This is a genomic window from Cytobacillus oceanisediminis 2691, assembly GCF_007678455.1.
Classification (GTDB): domain Bacteria; phylum Bacillota; class Bacilli; order Bacillales; family Cytobacillaceae; genus Mesobacillus; species Mesobacillus oceanisediminis_A.
On sequence record NZ_VEEP01000001.1, the window covers coordinates 582,779 to 602,742 of the forward strand.

Consider the following 19,964-nt stretch of genomic DNA (forward strand, 5'->3'; position numbering starts at 1 on the left):
ATTTGGCACCCTGGTTACGGGGTGCTATTATTTTTACATGAATTGGGCAGAATGAACAGAAGGACGGTGCATGTTCAGGCAATAAAAAAAGGCACCCTTTATGGATGCCGTGCAGCTTACTTCCGGCTGCTGGAGCCAGGCAGCAAGTCTGCGGTTTTTAATTATACGCGTTCAACTTTACCTGATCTTAGAGCTCTTGCAGATACCCAAACACGCTTTGGCTTACCGTCTACAAGAATACGTACTTTTTGAAGGTTAGCACCCCATGTACGCTTGTTAGCGTTCATTGCGTGGGAGCGTGCGTTACCAGAACGAGTTGATTTACCAGTTACTACACATTTACGTGGCATATGATTTCCCTCCTAACTGACAGAGCTGTTACTATTTTTTGCTGCAATTATTTGCATATCGTCAGAATTGCGAATGAAACAGGATAACCTTTTCTCTGACATACTTTAATAATTTATCATAGAAATTTCCCATTTGCAATACTTCCGGCAAAAGCTATAAAGAAAAAAACCTTGACATATAGTTCAGATTCTTGCTGAATAATAAAGGGAAGTGCAGAATAACTTTAAAAATTGATTGGCTTATAGTAAAATAACTGTAGCATAATGCTATTTTTCCAAAGGGGGAACGAATCATGTCCATCGAGCTAAAAACGAAGTACGGACAAATTGATATATCAAATGATGTCATTGCAACAATTGCAGGCGGTGCAGCAGTTGATTGTTATGGTATTGTCGGGATGGCTTCTAAGAATCAGATCAAGGACGGATTAACAGATATCCTGCGCAGGGAGAATTTTACCCGCGGAGTCATCGTTCGCCAGGAAAATGACGAAGTACATATCGATATGTATATTATTGTGAGCTATGGGACGAAAATTTCCGAGGTTGCCCACAATGTCCAATCAAAGGTTAAGTACACCCTTGATAAAACAGTCGGGCTGGCTGTTGACTCGGTCAATATTTACGTTCAGGGAGTTCGTGTAACGAACCCGTAAGAGGAGGAAAGATTTGTGTCTATTAATGTTCTAGACGGAAAACGTTTTGCGGAGATGGTGATTCAGGGTGCCAACCATTTGGCGGCCAATGCCAAGTATGTCGACGCGTTGAACGTCTTCCCTGTTCCTGATGGTGATACGGGAACAAATATGAATTTATCCATGACTTCCGGAGCTAAGGAAGTAAAGAACCATGCACAGGAACATATCGGGAAGGTGGGTTCCGCGCTTGCCAAAGGTTTGCTTATGGGAGCGAGGGGCAACTCAGGAGTCATCCTGTCCCAATTATTCCGCGGATTTGCAAAAGCAATTGAAACAAAGCCGACTGTAACATCTGTTGAATTTGCAGCTGCATTAAACGCGGGTGTGGAGACTGCTTATAAAGCCGTTATGAAGCCGGTTGAGGGAACGATCTTAACAGTGGCCAAAGATGCGGCAAGGCATGCAGTTGCAGTCGCGCCAAACCACGACAGCATTGACGGACTTATGGAAGAGGTTCTTAAAGAAGCAAAGGCTTCATTGAATCGTACGCCAGATTTGCTGCCGGTCCTAAAGGAAGTAGGAGTAGTAGACAGCGGCGGACAAGGCCTTGTTTTCGTTTATGAAGGTTTTCTTGCAGAATTGAAGGGCGAAAAGCTTCCTGACTCCCCATCTGCGATGCCGAATATGACTGAGCTTGTAAGCGCCGAGCACCATAAGAGCGTCCAGAGCCACATGAATACTGAGGATATTGAATTCGGCTATTGTACCGAATTCATGGTTAAACTTGAGGGGAAAGAGACATTCTCTGAGGAGAATTTCCGTCAGGACTTGAGCAAATATGGAGATTCTCTTCTCGTCATTTCCGACGAAGAGGTCGTAAAAGTACATATCCACTCAGAACAGCCTGGCGATGTATTGTCATATGGACAAAAATACGGAAGCCTCATCAATATGAAAATTGAAAATATGCGTCAGCAGCATACAGATATTGTCGGTGAACCGACAACACCTTTGCGCACACAGGCTAATGAACCAAAGAAAGAAAAGCAGGAATATGGAATCGTCGCTGTCTCGATGGGTTCCGGAATTGCTGAACTTTTCCGCAGCATTGGTGCCAACGCCGTGATCGAAGGCGGCCAGACGATGAATCCGAGCACCGAGGACATCATCAAGGCTGTCAAAGAGGTGAACGCACGCAAGGTCATCATCCTGCCGAACAATAAAAATATCATCATGGCTGCAGAACAGGCTGCCGAGGTAGCGGAGGAAGAAGTGGTAGTCATCCCTTCGAAAACTGTGCCTCAGGGAATGACAGCATTGCTTTCATTCAATCCATCAGCCGATCCTGCCGCAAATAAAGATGCCATGTCAGAAGCGATGCAGCATGTGAAAACGGGCCAGCTGACTTATGCAGTTCGTGACACCAGCATCGACGGACTTGAAATCTCAACCGGAGATTTCATGGGCTTGGCGGATGGGAAAATTGTCTTGAAAGATCGTGATAAAGTTAAAGCAGCAAAGGACCTGCTGGACCAGATGCTCGATGAAGACACTGAAATCCTGACCATCCTTAAAGGGGAAGATGCTTCAGATGATGATGTTGATTCCATCGTTGAGTTTGTTGAGGGCAAGTATGGAGATGTTGAGATAGAAGTCCATAATGGAGAACAGCCATTATACGCCTTCATCTTCGCGATTGAATAATTAATCCGATGTCGGAGAATCTCCGGCTGGACAAATAAAATTGTAATATGATACTAAGAAATAGAAGGGGAATCCCCTTCTATTTCGTTTTGTATATAAAAGGATTGTTTCCGCATTCATATGTGAAAAGGTAAACGTAAGAACAGCTGTAGATTCGGATACGCAGTGGGTGGACAACAGGGGGAAAAGCAGACTATTTTGCATGGTCATGTCTGATTCCACGTAAAACAAATAACATCAATACTCCAGAAACAGCGTAAGGAGGGGGAGCGGCAGCACCGATTGGCCGGGAGCTGGAGGCCAAGAGTTTCGGCACACCGCTTGAATAATGTGAATGAACAACTAAAGCAACCAGTAACAGCAATAAAAGGAATCGGCAATGAAATGGCGGAGACTCTGGCGGATATGCACATCAGGACTGTCGGTGATCTGCTCGAATACTTCCCATATCGTTACGAAGATTATCGGCTTAAGGATCTGGCAGAAGTTAAGCATGACGAAAGAGTCACGGTGGAGGGCAAGGTGCACAGTGAGCCTGCACTTGTCTATTACGGCCGCAAAAAGAATCGGCTTACCGTCAGGCTGCTCGTGGGCCGTTACTTAATCATTGCAACTTTCTTTAACCAGCCTTATTTAAAACAAAAAATAACCGTCGGAGAGACGATTACAGTCACGGGGAAATGGGATCAGCATAGACAGACGATCACAGCCAGTCAAATGTCATTGGGAGAGCATGCTCAAAGCCAGGATTTTGAACCGGTTTACGCAGTGAAAGGAAAAATGACCGTAAAAACGATCAGAAGGCTGATCAAGCAGGCTTTTTCTCAGTTCGGGCATGAAATAGACGAAATATTGCCGGCAGAGCTTTTGCAAAAATATAAGCTGCTGAACCGCAGGGATGCCTTAAGAATCATGCACCTGCCTTCAGGTTCTGACGAAATGAAACAGGCGAGAAGAAGATTTGTTTACGAGGAGTTTCTTTTATTCCAGCTTAAAATGCAGTCATTACGGAAACTGGAACGGGAACAGAGTCCCGGAATTTCGTTCTCCTATGAATTGGACAAGCTGAAACAATTTATCGGCGGACTGCCTTTCCCGTTAACGGGCGCACAAAAGCGAGTAGTCAATGAGATCCTCGGTGACATGAAATCTCCATACCGTATGAATCGCCTCCTTCAAGGTGATGTTGGTTCAGGTAAAACGGTGGTCGCGGCGATTGCCCTTTATGCTGCTAAGACAGCTGGCTACCAAGGAGCATTGATGGTCCCAACAGAAATACTGGCTGAACAACACTCTCAGTCCCTGACACAGCTGCTTGAGCCATTCGGTGTTAAAGCGGCTCTGCTGACAAGCTCGGTAAAAGGCAAACGGCGAAGAGAGATGCTCGAGCAGCTGAAGCAGGGTGATATTGATGTATTGATTGGCACGCACGCCTTGATCCAGGATGAAGTGGACTTCCAACGCCTCGGTCTTGTCATCACAGATGAACAACATCGATTTGGGGTTGAACAAAGGCGGGTTCTCAGGGAGAAAGGTGAAAATCCCGATGTCTTGTTCATGACCGCAACACCAATCCCGAGGACATTGGCAATCACGGTCTTCGGTGAAATGGATGTCTCGGTGATCGATGAAATGCCGGCTGGACGCAAGACGATCGAAACGTATTGGGCCAAGCACGAGATGCTTGAGCGGGTGCTCGCCTTCATGGAAAAGGAACTGGCAAAAGGAAGGCAGGCATATGTGATATGCCCATTGATCGAGGAGTCAGATAAGCTTGATGTCCAGAATGCGATCGATGTCCACAGCACCCTGAGTTTCTATTTTAAGGACCGTTTTCAGGTTGGCCTGATGCATGGACGACTCCATTCCGACGAAAAAGACCAGGTGATGAAGTCCTTCAGTGAAAATGAAGTGCAAGTGCTCGTCTCCACTACCGTCGTTGAAGTAGGGGTGAATGTCCCGAACGCGACAGTGATGCTCATATATGATGCCGAAAGATTTGGTCTGTCACAGCTTCATCAGCTTAGAGGAAGGGTTGGCCGTGGAAGTGACCAATCATATTGCATTTTGCTCGCCGATCCGAAAAGCGAAGTCGGGAAAGAACGCATGAAAATCATGTCTGAAACGAATGATGGCTTTGTTCTTAGTGAGAAGGATCTGGAGCTGCGCGGCCCTGGAGATTTCTTCGGAAAAAAACAAAGCGGACTGCCAGAATTCAAAGTGGCGGACATGGTCCATGACTACCGTGCACTGGAAACAGCGAGGAATGATGCGTCCTTGCTGGTGCAGTCAGGAGCTTTCTGGCAAAGCGAAAAATATCGTTCATTGAGAGAATATTTGGCGGAGTCAGGTGCACTGGCAAATGAAAAACTGGATTGATTCAAACCCAATCTATTAATTTTTAGAAGAATGATAGAGCGGAAGCAGTCATCTGCTTCCTTTTTTGATGGCTCTGTTAAAGCTGAAGTTGATTTTTAAACCCTGTTGATTGTAGTGGAATACGCGTAGACACCCGCGGGCTTAGCGCCATCCCCGCGGAAAGCGAAGCGCCTGGAACGGAAATCCACAGTCTTGTATAACAGGGTCTTTTTACTAAAAATATTTCTTCTTGCAATCTTTTTTTATAATATATATACTACTATTAGTACCTAGTCTTAATAGCTCGGGCGGTGTTTTTAGATGAAACGCAATAAAAAAGATCGGCAGTCACTGCTGACTGATACGATAAAAGATAACCCATTCATAACAGATGAAGAGCTGGCCGAAAAATTTGCTGTCAGCATCCAGACGATCAGACTGGACAGACTCGAATTGTCTATACCTGAACTCAGGGAGAGAATCAAGAACGTTGCTGAAAAACGTTTTGAAGACGAAGTCCGTTCATTGCCGCTGGAAGAAGTAATTGGAGAAATCATCGATATTGAACTTGATCAAAGTGCAATTTCCATACTTGATATAAAAAGAGAACATGTTTTTAAACGAAATAAAATTGCCAGAGGACACCATTTGTTTGCCCAGGCGAATTCATTGGCGGTTGCTGTGATCAATGATGAGCTGGCGCTGACTGCAAAATCGAGTATCCAGTTTACCAGATCGGTAAAAGAAGGTGAACGGGTCATCGCTAAAGCGAGGGTCACAAAAATCGATAGTGATAATGGGCGGACGAATGTGGAAGTGATGAGTTACGTAAATAATGAACTTGTCTTCAAAGGCGAATTTGAAATGTACAGATCAAATAATGAGAAGTAAGGGATGAAAAGCGATGAGGCTTGCAATAGATGCGATGGGCGGAGACAATGCACCAAAAGAAATCGTCCTCGGAGCAATGAAGGCAGTAGAGAACTTCAAAGACATACATATCCTCCTTGTAGGTGACGAGAAAAAAATCAGGGAGCATTTGACGACCGAAGATAGGATTGAAATTCTCCATACTGAAGAGGTCATCCTGGGAACAGATGAACCTGTAAGGGCTGTTCGCCGTAAAAAGACTGCGTCCATGGTTTTGGCGGCGCAGCAGGTAGCAGACGGAAAAGCTGACGCTTGCATTTCAGCCGGAAACACTGGAGCTCTGATGGCTGCAGGATTGTTTGTGGTCGGACGGATCAATGGCATAGAACGGCCCGCACTTGCTCCTACACTTCCGACGATCGGGGGAGAAGGCTTCCTGCTTCTGGATGTTGGCGCAAATGCTGACGCCAAGCCGGAGCACCTTGTCCAATATGCGATCATGGGCTCGATCTACAGTGAGAAAGCAAGAGGGATTGAACGCCCGCGAGTTGGATTGCTGAATATCGGCACAGAAGAGAAGAAGGGAAATGAATTAGTAAGGAGCACCTTCGAATTACTTAAGGACACAGATATCAATTTCATCGGCAATGTTGAAGCGAGAGACTTGCTGGATGGTGTAGCAGATGTGGTTGTGGCGGACGGATTCACCGGCAATATGGTGCTGAAGACAATCGAAGGAACGGCAATGTCAGTATTTAAAATGCTGAAATCGGCCCTGACATCAAGCTTCAAAAGTAAGATGGCTGCCGCAGTCCTGAAGCCGGACCTCGCTCAGTTGAAAAATAAGATGGATTACACAGAATACGGTGGCGCCGGATTATTCGGATTGAAAGCCCCGGTCATTAAGGCACATGGATCATCGGATGCGAATGCCGTTTTCAACTCAATCCGGCAGGCCAGAGAAATGGTTGAAAAAGATGTTTCAGGCACGATCAGGACAGCTGTTGAAAAAAGAGAAGGCGTCATTCAGTAGGAGCGACTGGATAAAATAAACGATAAAGGGGAATCTTTCATGGGGAAAATCGCGTTTTTATTTCCGGGCCAGGGGTCACAGACTGTTGGCATGGGGCAGGCACTTGCGGAGTCCGAGCAAGCAGTTTCCGAAACATTTAATAAAGCGGATGAAGTCCTTGGGGAGTCTTTGAGCAAATTGATTTTTGAAGGCCCTCAGGAAAAGCTGACTCTAACAACAAATGCTCAGCCTGCACTCCTGACAACAAGCATTGCCATCCTGAAATATTTCAGCCAATTTGGAATCAAGCCGGACTATACCGCTGGGCATAGCCTAGGGGAATATTCTGCACTTGTAGCATCGGAGGCGTTATCCTTTGAGGATGCTGTTTACGCAGTCCGCCAGCGTGGTGAGTTCATGGAAGAAGCGGTGCCAAATGGAGAGGGCACGATGGCAGCCGTCCTTGGAATGGATCGCGATAAACTTATGGATGTGACCGAGACAGTATCGGCGGGTGGTAATCCTGTTCAGCTGGCCAATTTAAATTGCCCGGGGCAAATTGTCATTTCAGGTTCCAAATCTGGAGTGGAAGAAGCGTCTGTCAAAGCAAAGGAAGCAGGAGCAAAACGGGTCATTCCACTCGATGTGAGCGGGCCATTCCATTCTTCGCTAATGAAGCCTGCAGCCGAACGATTTGAAGCAGTACTGGATAATATTTCACTAAAGGATGCCTCAACCCCGGTGATTGGCAATGTGACTGCTGAACCGATGACAGAAGCATCTGAAATTAAAAAGAGATTGGTAGAGCAGCTTTACTCTCCTGTGCTGTGGGAGGATTCCGTGTCAAAGATGCTTGAGCTCGGAGTTGATACTTTTGTAGAAATTGGACCTGGCAAGGTGTTGTCCGGGCTAGTGAAAAAAGTGGACCGCTCTGCTAGGACATTCGCAATTTATGATGCGGAAACTTGTGCCGCGGCCGTGGCTGCATTGAAGGAGGAGAAGGAATGAGACTTGAAGGTAAAGTAGCGCTTGTAACTGGCGCATCACGTGGAATTGGCCGGGAAATCGCCTTTGAACTTGCCCGGGAAGGAGCCTCAGTTGCTGTCAATTATGCCGGCAGCGAAGCGAAAGCACTAGAAGTGGTCGATGGAATCAAAGCGATGGGCCGAGATGCTTTCGCGATCCAGGCAGATGTTTCCAGTTCCGACTCAGTCACTGAGATGGTAAAAGAAACAATCGAACATTTCGGGAAACTCGACATACTTGTCAACAATGCGGGTATTACAAAAGATAACCTGTTGATGAGAATGAAAGAATCCGAGTGGGATGATGTCATCAACATTAACCTTAAAGGTGTCTTCCTTTGCACGAAAGCCGTCACAAGGCAAATGATGAAGCAGAGAGGCGGCAGGATCATCAATATTTCATCGATTGTCGGTGTCAGCGGTAATCCTGGGCAGGCGAATTACGTTGCGGCAAAATCGGGAGTGATCGGACTGACGAAAACAACTGCGAAGGAATTATCGTCAAGAGGAATCACTGTCAATGCCATTGCCCCAGGCTTTATCACGACTGACATGACAGATAAACTGAATGAAGACGTCAAGTCAGAAATGTTGAAGCAAATCCCATTGGCGCGTTTCGGAGAGCCAAAGGATATCGCCCGGACTGTTATCTTCCTTGCCTCAGAAGACGGTGCCTATATGACAGGCCAAACCCTCCACGTCGATGGCGGCATGGTAATGTAGAATCCTGCACACCTGAAAAAGAGCCGGAACAAAATAAAAAGTGATTGCAGCCATTTATTAATTATATAAAATCATCTATAATGGCTTGAGGGGAGGTGAACGAGCATGGCAGACGTTTTAGAACGCGTAACAAAAATTATTGTTGACCGTTTGGGAGTAGATGAATCTCAAGTAACTTTAGAAGCATCTTTTAAAGATGATCTAGGTGCTGATTCCCTTGATGTTGTTGAATTGGTTATGGAATTGGAAGACGAATTCAACATGGAAATTTCCGATGATGACGCTGAGAAAATCGGTACAGTTGGTGACGCTGTGAACTACATAAATAGCCAAGTGTAATTGTTCGATTTACTGAGAAGCTCCGTTTTTAAAAAACGGGGCTTTCTTCTGTAAATAAAGCTCTTGGCTTTCTTCAACAAGGAATCTGCTGGAATCAAACCAAGTTTTTTTGCTTTATGGACATCATTTTTTGTAAACTGTTAGTAGTCTGTATAGAATTGTGTAATCCGCAATTCATAGAAGATCAGCTTTAATTTAGGCTCTTTTCTCAATCTTTGTTGCTATTGCCTAAATAATAGGGTTGAATTACCTTAGATTATTCATACAATTAACGCTTATGCTGAGAAAAGAGCTTGCAAACTTAGTACCGACATACAAAATGGCTATTATCACGTTAAAATCGGCTTTAGGATTTTAACAACAATCTTTACGAAAACAGCTTTAATTTATGAGCAAGGTGGAATTAATCATGCGCAATAATGGCAGAGAAAGAGAAAAGAAGAATATCCGCGCAAAGGACCTGAAATTCAAAGAATTCCAGGATAGGATCGGAATTCATTTTGAAAGTGACAAGCTATTGAAACAGGCTTTTACCCATTCATCCTATGTGAATGAGCATCGCAGGAAACCCCATGAGGATAATGAGAGATTGGAATTTCTCGGGGACGCTGTGTTGGAGCTGACTGTATCCCAATTTTTGTTTAAAAAATACCCGATGATGAGCGAAGGTGAATTGACAAAGCTTCGGGCGGCTGTCGTTTGTGAACCATCACTAGTGGCCTTTGCAAATGAGCTGGCCTTTGGCGACCTCGTTTTACTGGGCAAAGGTGAAGAGATGACAGGCGGCAGGACAAGGCCTGCGCTCCTGGCTGATGTTTTCGAAGCCTTCATCGGCGCTTTGTACCTTGATAAAGGAATTGATACAGTCACAACATTTCTGGAAGAAATAGTTTTTCCAAAAATCAATGCCGGTGCTTTTTCTCATGTGATGGATTTTAAGAGCCAGCTTCAGGAACTCGTCCAGCGCGATGCCGCAGGCTCGCTGGAATACAAGATCATGAAGGAGATTGGTCCAGCTCACAGCAGGGAGTTCGAATCCCATGTCTACCTTAATGGCCAAGAATTGGGTGCTGGTACTGGCCGCTCCAAGAAGGAAGCGGAGCAGCATGCTGCCCAGATGGCTCTTGAAAAGCTGAAGGCCCACATAGAGGCTGCCCCGGAACAGGACGAAAAATAGGACACAACAAGGTTCATTATAGATTCATAAATGATTTCCACTATGAAAAAAGCCAGTTCCAGCGCTTAGCCGTTACATCCCTGGATTGGCTTTTCTCGATGAACTTGCGAAAAGCTTTTTGGAGCTGCTCGAGTCGCATGTGTCTAATGACACCTTAGAAAAAGTTAAACAGGAAAGGGAGAGCCATATTGTTTTTAAAACGATTAGATGTGGTCGGCTTTAAATCGTTTGCCGAGAGAATATCTGTAGAATTCGTTCCCGGCGTGACGGCTGTCGTAGGACCGAATGGAAGCGGAAAGAGCAATATCACCGACTCCATTCGCTGGGTCCTTGGGGAACAATCAGCCCGGTCGCTGCGGGGCGCAAAGATGGAAGATATCATTTTTGCCGGAAGTGATTCACGAAAACCGCTGAATTTTGCAGAAGTCACATTAACCCTTGATAACGAAGATCAATCATTACCGCTTGATTACAACGAAGTGAGTGTAACAAGGCGTGTTTACCGTTCAGGTGACAGTGAATATTTAATCAATAAACAGAATTGCAGACTTAAGGATATTGTCGATTTATTCATGGATTCCGGACTTGGCCGAGAAGCCTTCTCCATCATCAGCCAGGGAAGGGTTGAAGAAATCCTCAACAGCAAGCCTGAGGAACGGAGGACGATTTTTGAAGAAGCGGCTGGGGTCCTAAAATATAAATCGCGGAAGAAAAAAGCAGAAAGCAAGCTTTTCGAAACCCAAGAGAACTTAAACCGTGTAACTGACATTATCCATGAGCTTGAAGGCCAGGTTGAGCCGTTAAAGATCCAGGCATCGATTGCAAAGGACTATCTTCAGCAAAAAGAAGAACTGGAACAGATTGAAGTAGCGCTGACAGCGTATGAAATAGAGGATCTGCATGCCCGCTGGGAACAGCTCTCAAGGCAGCTGGAACAGCATAAAGAAGATGAAATCAAGCAGTCTGCCATTCTCCAGAAAAAAGAGGCAGAAATTGAAAAAATGAGGGATCAGTTAGCTGCACTGGATGAATCGGTCAGCGACCTTCAGAATGTCCTCCTGCATGCAAGCGAGGAGCTTGAAAAGCTGGAAGGCAGGAGGGAAGTCCTCAAGGAACGTAAAAAGAATGCTTCACAAAATAAAGGCCAGCTTGAAAAGAATATTGAGGAACTGACATTCTCCATTGCCAGATTGGAAGAACAGAAGGCTGAATATGAGAAATCTGTATCTGAGCTTGCAGCTGAGGCGGCTGCGCTGCAAAAAGAGCTTCAGGAGAAACAGGAGCAATTGACGCTCTATAGCGAAGATGTCGAGCTCAAGATCGATTCAATTAAGAGTGATTATATCGAGGTGCTGAATGAACAGGCCGGCGCCAAAAATGAAAAAATCTATATTGAGCAGCAGCTGCAGCAGCATTCAGCCAAGGGATCCAGACTGGATCATGACAATGATCGGTTTGTATCGATCCGTGATGAAATCAAGGAGAAAAAAGCAGAAATCGAAAAGAGGGCTGCTTCCTCACAGCTGGAATTGGAAGAGCAGGGAAAGCTCTATTTTGAAGAACAGAGGAAGCTGGAATCTTTAAGAAGCAATTATGAGAAGCAGGAGAAAACACTTTATCAAGCCTATCAATTCCTGCAGCAGGCGAAATCGAAAAAAGAAATGCTGGAGGAAATGGAAGAAGACTATTCAGGCTTCTTCCAGGGGGTCAAAGAAGTGTTGAAAGCCAGGGATACCCGTCTTCAGGGGGTAGAGGGCGCCATAGCCGAACTGATTCATGTGCCAAAGCAATATGAAACGGCAATTGAAACGGCCCTTGGCGGTGCAATGCAGCATATTGTCGTCCAGACGGAAGAAAATGCACGGACTGCGATCCAGTACCTAAAGCAAAAGTCATTTGGCAGGGCAACCTTCCTGCCTCTCAGCATCATCAAGGGCAAGTATCTGGCAGGCTCGCAGCTATCGCTTCTTTCAGGCCATGGCGCCTATATCGGCACGGCCGCTGATTTGATTCAATATGATCAGAAGTATGCAGAAGTCGTGAAGAACCTGCTCGGGAATGTCGTGATTGCCAGAGACCTGAAGGGTGCCAATGAAATAGCGAAAATGCTGCAATACCGCAGCAGAATCGTGACCCTTGAAGGCGATGTAGTCAACCCGGGTGGTTCGATGACGGGCGGTGCAGTGAAGCAAAAGTCATCGTCTCTTTTAAGCCGTAAAGGTGAACTGGAAGATTTGACCAACAAGCTCGCTGACATGGAAGAGAAAACCAGAACGCTGGAATCGCGGGTAAAGGCATTGAAGGCTGACACCCAATCAAGTGAAGCGAGGCTTGAAAAACTCAGGAAAACTGGGGAAGAGCTTCGATTCAAGCAGCAGGCCCTGAAAGGCGACCTCCGGGAAGTCGAGCTGGAACAGAAAAATATCAATGAACGCTTGTCGGTCTATGATTCTGAAAAGACCCAGCTTGATTCAGACAAGGAAAAGCTTGAATCAAGGTTGGCCGAACTGGATGATCTGCTGGCAAAGTATCAGCAGACACTCGTTCAATTTGATAAAGAAATTGAAAGGCTGACAGAGCTTAAAAACTCGAATTCTACCTCCAAGGATACACTTGTTTCCGAAATCAGTGATTTGAAGATCAGCCTGGCTGCTAAGAAAGAGCAGCTTTCGCATGCAAAGGAGAAACTGGATTCAGCAAGCTTGCAGGCAGATGAACAATCAGGGAAATTGTCAGTGTTGAAAGAAGATCTGTCTCTTCTTTCGTCAGAGATGACGGATAGTTCCTCTGGAGAAACTCAGCTGGAGGAAGCAGCAAAGCGCAAGCTTCAGGATAAAAATGAAACACTGAAGCTGATTGCATCCAGAAGACATGAAAGACTCGAGCTTCAGAACAGACTTGAGGACCAGGAATTGGAGTCTAAGGAACTAAGAAGGCTGCAAAAAGGTATTAATGAAGTGCTCAGGGATGAGGAAGTGAAACTGAACAGGCTGGATGTGGAACTGGACAATAAACTGGCCCATCTTCGCGAAGAGTACCTGCTTTCCTATGAGGCGGCTAAAGAGCAGTATCCGCTGACAATCCCGGCTGATGAAGCAAGACGGAAAGTGAAGCTTATCAAGCTGGCGATTGAAGAACTGGGAAGCGTCAATCTCGGGGCAATAGAGGAATATGAGCGAGTATCTGAGCGTTATGAATTCCTGCTGGAACAAAAGAATGACCTCCAGGAAGCAAAGGACACTCTTTTCCTTGTCATCGAGGAAATGGATCAGGAAATGAAGAAACGTTTTGAGCAGACTTTCACCGGCATCCGCTCCCACTTCGAACCCGTGTTCCAGGCGTTGTTCGGCGGCGGAAGAGCAGACTTGCGGCTGACCCAGCCTGATGACCTGTTAAACACCGGGGTCGAAATTGTTGCACAGCCACCCGGGAAAAAGCTTCAGAATCTTGGGCTCCTGTCTGGCGGTGAACGTGCATTGACGGCGATCGCACTATTATTCTCCATCCTGAAGGTACGTCCAGTCCCATTCTGTATTCTTGATGAAGTGGAAGCGGCGTTGGATGAAGCCAATGTATACCGTTTCGCCCAATACTTGAAAAAATACCGTGAAGAAACGCAATTTATTGTCATCACCCACCGAAAAGGTACAATGGAGGAAGCGGATGTCCTATATGGTGTAACGATGCAGGAATCGGGCGTATCCAAGCTTGTGTCCGTCCGGCTGGAGGACTCAAAAGAACTTGTGAAAATGTAATGAGAGAGGCGATGGACCGTGAGTTTTTTCAAGAAATTAAAAGAAAAATTTACGACACAGACTGAGGGTGTCACAGAGAAATTCAGAGATGGCTTGACGAAAACGAGAGATAATTTTTCCAATAAAGTGAATGACCTGGTATCCCGTTATCGTAAAGTCGATGAGGATTTTTTTGAGGAACTTGAAGAAATCCTCATCCAGGCGGATGTTGGATTCGAAACGGTGATGGAATTAGTCGAGGAACTGAAGAAAGAAGTGAAGCGACGCAACATCCAGGACACGAAAGAAGTCCAGGCTGTCATTTCCGAGAAACTTGTTGAAATTTATGAAAACGGATCTGAAGACGAATCGTTCGACCTGAACATCCAGGAGGATGGATTGACTGTCATCTTGTTCGTAGGAGTCAATGGAGTCGGCAAAACCACGACCATCGGCAAGCTGGCCCATAAATTCAAGAATGAAGGAAAGAATGTCCTGCTTGCTGCAGGGGATACATTCCGTGCAGGAGCAATCGAGCAGCTTGAGGTCTGGGGAGAGCGTGTCGGGGTGGATGTCATCAAGCAGGCAGAAGGTTCCGACCCTGCGGCTGTCATGTATGATGCTGTACAGTCTGCGAAATCCCGTAAAGCAGATATCCTGATTTGTGATACTGCAGGGCGTCTTCAAAACAAGGTCAATCTCATGAAAGAGCTTGAAAAGGTGAAGCGTGTCATCGAACGAGAAGTGCCGGGCGCTCCTCATGAGGTATTGCTTGTGCTGGATGCCACTACCGGGCAGAATGCCCTGATCCAGGCCAAGACGTTCAAGGAAGCGACAGATGTCAGCGGTATCGTTCTTACCAAGCTTGACGGTACTGCCAAGGGTGGTATCGTCCTGGCTATTCGCAATGAACTGAATATCCCGGTGAAATTTGTCGGTCTTGGAGAAAAGATGGATGACCTTCAGGAATTCGATCCTGAAAGATATGTATATGGTCTGTTTGCTGACCTCGTCGAAGAAGAGGAAATAGCGGATGAATCTTGATTTACAGGCAAATTGCTGTAAAGAACTTATCTTGACAGGAAAGATGAACGTGTGTAAACTCTTTATGTAAAGGTATTTCACTTAACATGGGGGAATTGAAATGCTTGAGAAAACGAACCGAATGAATTATTTGTATGATTTTTATCAGGCATTGCTGACTCCAAAACAAAGCAGTTATATGGCTCTATATTATCTTGATGATTACTCTCTTGGGGAAATTGCTGAAGAGTATGATGTTAGCCGGCAGGCAGTATACGACAACATCAAACGTACTGAAGCGATGCTCGAGGAGTACGAAGAGAAGTTATTGTTGTTCGAAAAATTCCAGAAGCGAAATGAGCTGATTTCAAAAATGAAACAGCTAATGGGGGATGGCGAGAACAGCGGTGATCTAGCTGAAATGATAGCCGAGCTTGAGAAATTAGACTAGGGAGGCACATGATATGGCATTTGAAGGATTGGCCGACCGACTGCAAAATACAATGCAAAAGATCCGCGGAAAAGGCAAGGTTTCAGAAGCGGATGTAAAAGAAATGATGCGAGAGGTCCGTCTGGCGCTTCTTGAAGCCGACGTTAACTTTAAAGTTGTAAAAGACTTCGTTAAGAAGGTCACTGAAAGGGCCATTGGCCAGGAGGTTGTAAAAAGCCTGACACCAGGCCAGCAGGTCATTAAGGTTGTTAAAGAAGAACTAACCGAGTTGATGGGCGGGGAACAAAGCAAGATTGCTGCATCCAATCGCCCGCCGACCGTCATCATGATGGTCGGGCTTCAAGGTGCAGGTAAAACGACTACAACCGGAAAGCTGGCAAATCTCCTTCGCAAGAAATATAACCGCAAGCCTTTGCTTGTAGCGGCGGATATCTACCGCCCGGCTGCCATCAAGCAGCTTGAGACACTCGGCAAACAATTGAGTATGCCGGTATTCTCACTGGGAGACCAGGTCAGTCCGGTTGAAATTGCAAAACAGGCAATTGCCAAGGCGAAGGAAGACCACAATGATTATGTCCTCATCGATACTGCGGGCCGTCTTCATGTGGATGAAAACCTGATGGATGAGCTTAAGCAGATCAAGGAGCTGTCCAAGCCGGACGAAATTTTCCTTGTTGTCGATGCGATGACAGGGCAGGATGCCGTCAATGTTGCCCAGAGTTTCAATGAGCAGCTTGGCTTGACTGGTGTCGTCCTGACGAAGCTTGACGGCGATACTCGTGGTGGTGCAGCACTTTCAATCCGTGCCGTGACCAATACGCCAATCAAATTTGTTGGTCTTGGTGAAAAACTTGATGCACTGGAAGCATTCCACCCGGAAAGGATGGCATCCAGAATCCTTGGCATGGGTGATGTCCTTACTCTGATCGAGAAGGCCCAGGCTAACGTCGATGAAGAAAAAGCGAAAGAGCTCGAGAAAAAAATGCGTACAGCATCATTTACCCTTGATGACTTCCTGGATCAGCTTGGCCAGGTAAGGAAGATGGGGCCGCTGGATGAAATCCTGAAAATGATGCCTGGTGCAAATAAAATCAAGGGCATGAACAATCTTCAAATCGACGAGAAACAAATCTCGCATGTTGAGGCAATCATCCAATCGATGACGGCTAATGAAAAAACTCATCCTGAAATCATCAATGCCAACAGGCGCAAAAGGATCGCGAAAGGAAGCGGGACCTCCATCCAGGAAGTCAACCGCCTGCTCAAGCAATTCGAAGACATGAAAAAGATGATGAAACAGATGACGAACATGCAGCAAAAAGGCAAGAAAAAAGGCGGATTCAAGCTTCCGTTCAACCCTTTTTAACTTGTAAAATCAGGTATTTTCAGTCTGTAAAGAAAAAACCCTTTACAAGCTGTTTTCTATTTGGTATTATTCTATCTTGTGTGAAACTATTCGGAGGTGCTTATTTAAAATGGCAGTAAAAATTCGTTTAAAACGTATGGGAGCTAAAAAATCTCCTTTCTATCGTATTGTAGTAGCTGATTCCCGTTCACCACGTGACGGCCGTTTCATCGAGTCTGTAGGAACTTACAACCCAGTTGCTCAACCAGCAGTGGTTGAACTTAACGAAGAGTTGGTTCTTAAGTGGTTGAACGACGGAGCTAAACCATCTGATACAGTGCGTAACTTGTTCTCTAAGCAAGGTATCATGGAAAAATTCCACAACGCAAAGCTTAGCAAGTAATTGTGGACACGCCCATGAAAGAATTAATTGAGACGATCGTGAAACCCCTTGTTGATTTTCCGGAAGATGTTCATGTGAATGAACATGAAGAGGATCAGCGCGTAACCTATAAGCTTTCCGTCAACAAAAGTGATATGGGCAAAGTAATTGGAAAGCAGGGCCGCGTTGCAAAGGCGATTCGAACAGTAGTCTATGCAGCAGGATCATCACAGCAAAAGAAGATTTTCTTGGAAATCGTCGAATAACAATCAGCTGCGCAAGCAGAAGGTAGATAACTCTATATGATTGTTCTAAAAGGGAGGGGGAACCCTCCTTTTTTTTGTAGATTAAAAATGTGTAAAATTAACTTCGAGAATTGTCCAGCTCCAGCGCCTAGCCCCTCGAGACGTTTCGGTCCGCCCATTGAAGTCAAAGAACGACTTCAACGGTCGGCCCTCCAACGCTTGTCGCGGCTGACCAAGGCGCTTACGCTTTTCTAAATTTGTAAAAATTACGGTATAATAAATACTTGATATAATAGTGACCACAAGGATTAAGGTGATCTGTGACCAGTAGTTGGAGAAATGCTGTTAACAGGTGGGCTTTAAGGAGGGAATGCTTTGAAGGTACTGCAAACGATCATTGTCAAACAGGTACTTACGGAAGAAAGCAAGGGAAAAATCCACCAAAAATACCACTCCAGAAAGCTTCAGCTGCAGAAAGAATGCGATCAACTGAGATTTGAACTGAAGAAGCTAGAAAAGTCTAAAAAGTTTTCACCTGAAACATTGAAAAAGCATTTTGAACAAGAAATAAAAGTCCATAAAGAAAAAATCAAGCTCCTGGATTTTCAAATAGAACAACTACATATTCTTCCGCTTGGGAGTGAAATTAAAGAAACAGAGCTTCAAGGGATTGTTGATGTGAATATAGGCGACCAGTGGGATGAGTTTCTTTCAGGTAAGACGATAATTGTAAAAGATGGCATCGTGACCGAAATACGCGAGAGGTGATCGAATAATGGAGAAATTTTTTAATGTCGGAAAGATTGTCAACACTCATGGAATCCGGGGCGAGGTAAGGGTGATCTCGAGGACTGACTTTCCAGAAGAGCGTTATAAAATAGGCAACACACTATTTTTATTCATGCCTGGTTCAAAGGATCCCGAGGAATTGGTCGTAAAAAGCCACAGGACTCATAAGAATTTCAATCTGCTGACATTTGAAGGTTTCGATAATGTCAATCAGGTTGAAAGGATGAGGGGCGGTATCCTCAAGGTTCCTGAGACACAGCGCGGCGAATTGGAGGAAGGCGAGTTCTATTTCCAGGATATTATCGGCTGCACAATGATGACCGTCGATGGTGAAGAACTTGGCAAGGTAATTGAAATCCTTACACCAGGTGCCAATGATGTATGGGTGGTAAAGGGAGAGAAAGGCAAGGAAATCCTGATTCCGTATATTGAGGACATTGTGAAAAAAGTTGACGTCAAGGAAAAGATGATTGTGATTGAGCCTATGGAAGGGCTTCTCTCATGATGAATATCGATGTCCTTTCTATTTTTCCAGAAATGTTCGAGGGCGTATTTGGCCATTCGATCTTGAAAAAGGCTTCTGAAAAAGGAGCTGCACAGTACAATGTCGTCAATTTCCGGGACTTTGCTGATAACAAACATCAGACAGTCGATGATTATCCATATGGCGGCGGTGCTGGCATGGTGTTAAAGCCACAGCCAATTTTCGATGCGGTATCTGATTTGAAAGAACAGGCAAAAAGCACTTCGCCAAGAGTGATCCTGATGTGTCCCCAGGGGGAAAGGTACACACAGAAGAAAGCTGAAGAACTGGCGAAGGAAGAACATTTAATATTCATCTGCGGACATTATGAAGGTTATGACGAACGCATCCGTGAGCATGTCATCACCGATGAAATTTCGATCGGCGATTATGTCCTCACAGGCGGCGAGCTCGGGGCAATGGTCGTGATCGACAGCGTTGTACGCCTGCTTCCGGGTGTACTGGGCAGTGAAGAGTCCCATATCCAGGATTCTTTCAGCACAGGCCTGCTCGAGCACCCACACTATACCAGACCGGCCGACTTCCGTGGGATGAAGGTTCCGGATGTCCTTGTTTCAGGCAATCATAAGCTGATTGAAGAGTGGAGGATGAAGGAAAGCCTGAGAAGGACGCTGAGCCGGAGACCTGATCTTCTTGAAGAAGCAGACTTGACACATCAGCAAAAAAAATGGCTGGATGAACTGATAAAACTTAATGAATAATATTGCAGTCAGTCCCTGTTTATGTTAAGATACTTCTTGTGGCTAAAAGCAATCGTGCTTTTTGCTGCTTATAACAATGTTCCGCTGCAAAGAAAGTGTGCAAGAGCATTCGTGGGAGGAGATGAAAACGATGCAACAATTAATCGAAGAAATCACAAAAGCACAACTTCGCACTGATCTTCCATCTTTCCGTCCTGGTGACACAGTACGTGTACACGTTAAGGTTGTCGAAGGAACTCGTGAACGTATCCAGTTGTTTGAAGGTGTAGTGATTAAGCGTCGTGGTGGTGGAATCAGCGAAACTTTTACAGTTCGTAAGATTTCTTACGGAGTAGGCGTTGAGCGTACTTTCCCTGTTAACACACCAAAAATTGCGAAGCTTGAAGTTATCCGCCGCGGTAAAGTCCGCCGTGCGAAACTTTACTACCTGCGTAACCTGCGTGGTAAAAAAGCTCGTATCAAAGAAATTCGATAAGAATGAATGTCAAAAAGGAGCTTGCCTAGCCAAGCTCCTTTTTCATTACAAAATGCCAGTTTGAAAATTTATTTTAAAA

Annotated in this window: 20 protein-coding genes; 19 read left to right on the forward strand and 1 reads right to left on the reverse strand. The window is 45.4% G+C overall.

Going from position 1 to position 19,964, the window contains the following annotated elements:
• Positions 1-161 precede the first annotated feature (161 nt).
• Positions 162-350, reverse strand: coding sequence for a 50S ribosomal protein L28 (gene rpmB, locus FS736_RS02900; protein ID WP_023614934.1), 189 nt, complete (start codon positions 348-350; stop codon positions 162-164).
• 293 nt (positions 351-643) lie between these two features.
• On the opposite strand from rpmB, the gene FS736_RS02905 reads away from it, so the two are divergent.
• The 19 genes from FS736_RS02905 to rplS all read left to right on the forward strand — a co-directional run bounded on the left by FS736_RS02905 (position 644) and on the right by rplS (position 19,885).
• Positions 644-1,006, forward strand: coding sequence for an Asp23/Gls24 family envelope stress response protein (locus FS736_RS02905; protein WP_144474838.1), 363 nt, complete (start codon positions 644-646; stop codon positions 1,004-1,006).
• 15 nt (positions 1,007-1,021) lie between these two features.
• On the forward strand, positions 1,022-2,692 hold the full coding sequence (locus tag FS736_RS02910) for a DAK2 domain-containing protein (RefSeq protein WP_144474839.1): 1,671 nt from the start codon (positions 1,022-1,024) through the stop codon (positions 2,690-2,692).
• A 282-nt stretch (positions 2,693-2,974) separates the two neighbouring features.
• Positions 2,975-5,071, forward strand: a complete 2,097-nt coding sequence (gene recG, locus FS736_RS02915) for an ATP-dependent DNA helicase RecG (RefSeq protein ID WP_144474840.1) — start codon at positions 2,975-2,977, stop codon at positions 5,069-5,071.
• 300 nt (positions 5,072-5,371) lie between these two features.
• On the forward strand, positions 5,372-5,941 hold the full coding sequence (gene fapR / locus FS736_RS02920) for a transcription factor FapR (RefSeq protein WP_144474841.1): 570 nt from the start codon (positions 5,372-5,374) through the stop codon (positions 5,939-5,941).
• Between the two features lie 13 nt (positions 5,942-5,954).
• Positions 5,955-6,953 (forward strand): phosphate acyltransferase PlsX, encoded by a 999-nt coding sequence (gene plsX / locus FS736_RS02925; protein WP_144474842.1) that lies wholly within the window; start codon positions 5,955-5,957, stop codon positions 6,951-6,953.
• A gap of 39 nt (positions 6,954-6,992) precedes the next feature.
• The gene (fabD, locus tag FS736_RS02930; RefSeq protein WP_144474843.1) at positions 6,993-7,940 is read left to right on the forward strand and encodes an ACP S-malonyltransferase; all 948 of its coding nucleotides are present in this window, start codon (positions 6,993-6,995) and stop codon (positions 7,938-7,940) included.
• The gene (gene fabG / locus FS736_RS02935; RefSeq protein WP_144474844.1) at positions 7,937-8,680 is read left to right on the forward strand and encodes a 3-oxoacyl-[acyl-carrier-protein] reductase; all 744 of its coding nucleotides are present in this window, start codon (positions 7,937-7,939) and stop codon (positions 8,678-8,680) included. Before fabD ends, fabG begins: the two co-directional genes overlap by 4 nt.
• Before the next feature lie 105 nt (positions 8,681-8,785).
• Entirely contained in the window at positions 8,786-9,019 is a 234-nt protein-coding gene (locus FS736_RS02940; protein ID WP_044394334.1) for an acyl carrier protein, read from the forward strand.
• A gap of 409 nt (positions 9,020-9,428) precedes the next feature.
• Entirely contained in the window at positions 9,429-10,196 is a 768-nt protein-coding gene (rnc, locus tag FS736_RS02945) for a ribonuclease III (RefSeq protein ID WP_144474845.1), read from the forward strand.
• A gap of 188 nt (positions 10,197-10,384) precedes the next feature.
• Positions 10,385-13,951 carry a chromosome segregation protein SMC gene (gene smc, locus FS736_RS02950; protein WP_144474846.1) on the forward strand — a complete coding sequence of 1,189 codons (3,567 nt, stop codon included), beginning with the start codon at positions 10,385-10,387 and terminating at the stop codon, positions 13,949-13,951.
• 18 nt (positions 13,952-13,969) lie between these two features.
• Positions 13,970-14,974, forward strand: a complete 1,005-nt coding sequence (gene ftsY, locus FS736_RS02955) for a signal recognition particle-docking protein FtsY (RefSeq protein WP_144474847.1) — start codon at positions 13,970-13,972, stop codon at positions 14,972-14,974.
• 100 nt (positions 14,975-15,074) lie between these two features.
• Positions 15,075-15,404, forward strand: a complete 330-nt coding sequence (locus tag FS736_RS02960) for a putative DNA-binding protein (RefSeq protein ID WP_144474848.1) — start codon at positions 15,075-15,077, stop codon at positions 15,402-15,404.
• Positions 15,405-15,417: 13 nt separating this feature from the next.
• The gene (gene ffh, locus FS736_RS02965) at positions 15,418-16,770 is read left to right on the forward strand and encodes a signal recognition particle protein (RefSeq protein WP_144474849.1); all 1,353 of its coding nucleotides are present in this window, start codon (positions 15,418-15,420) and stop codon (positions 16,768-16,770) included.
• Between the two features lie 109 nt (positions 16,771-16,879).
• On the forward strand, positions 16,880-17,152 hold the full coding sequence (rpsP, locus tag FS736_RS02970; protein WP_144474850.1) for a 30S ribosomal protein S16: 273 nt from the start codon (positions 16,880-16,882) through the stop codon (positions 17,150-17,152).
• Positions 17,153-17,166: 14 nt separating this feature from the next.
• The gene (locus FS736_RS02975; protein WP_023614919.1) at positions 17,167-17,397 is read left to right on the forward strand and encodes a KH domain-containing protein; all 231 of its coding nucleotides are present in this window, start codon (positions 17,167-17,169) and stop codon (positions 17,395-17,397) included.
• A gap of 354 nt (positions 17,398-17,751) precedes the next feature.
• A complete protein-coding gene (locus FS736_RS02980; protein WP_144474851.1) occupies positions 17,752-18,144 on the forward strand; it encodes a YlqD family protein in 393 nt (130 codons plus the stop codon).
• Between the two features lie 7 nt (positions 18,145-18,151).
• Entirely contained in the window at positions 18,152-18,670 is a 519-nt protein-coding gene (rimM, locus tag FS736_RS02985) for a ribosome maturation factor RimM (protein WP_144474852.1), read from the forward strand.
• A complete protein-coding gene (trmD, locus tag FS736_RS02990; RefSeq protein ID WP_144475003.1) occupies positions 18,670-19,410 on the forward strand; it encodes a tRNA (guanosine(37)-N1)-methyltransferase TrmD in 741 nt (246 codons plus the stop codon). The genes rimM and trmD overlap by 1 nt, the downstream gene beginning before the upstream one ends.
• A gap of 130 nt (positions 19,411-19,540) precedes the next feature.
• Positions 19,541-19,885: a 50S ribosomal protein L19 gene (gene rplS / locus FS736_RS02995; RefSeq protein WP_041964491.1), complete on the forward strand. Its 345-nt coding sequence runs from the start codon at positions 19,541-19,543 to the stop codon at positions 19,883-19,885.
• Positions 19,886-19,964: the final 79 nt, after the last annotated feature.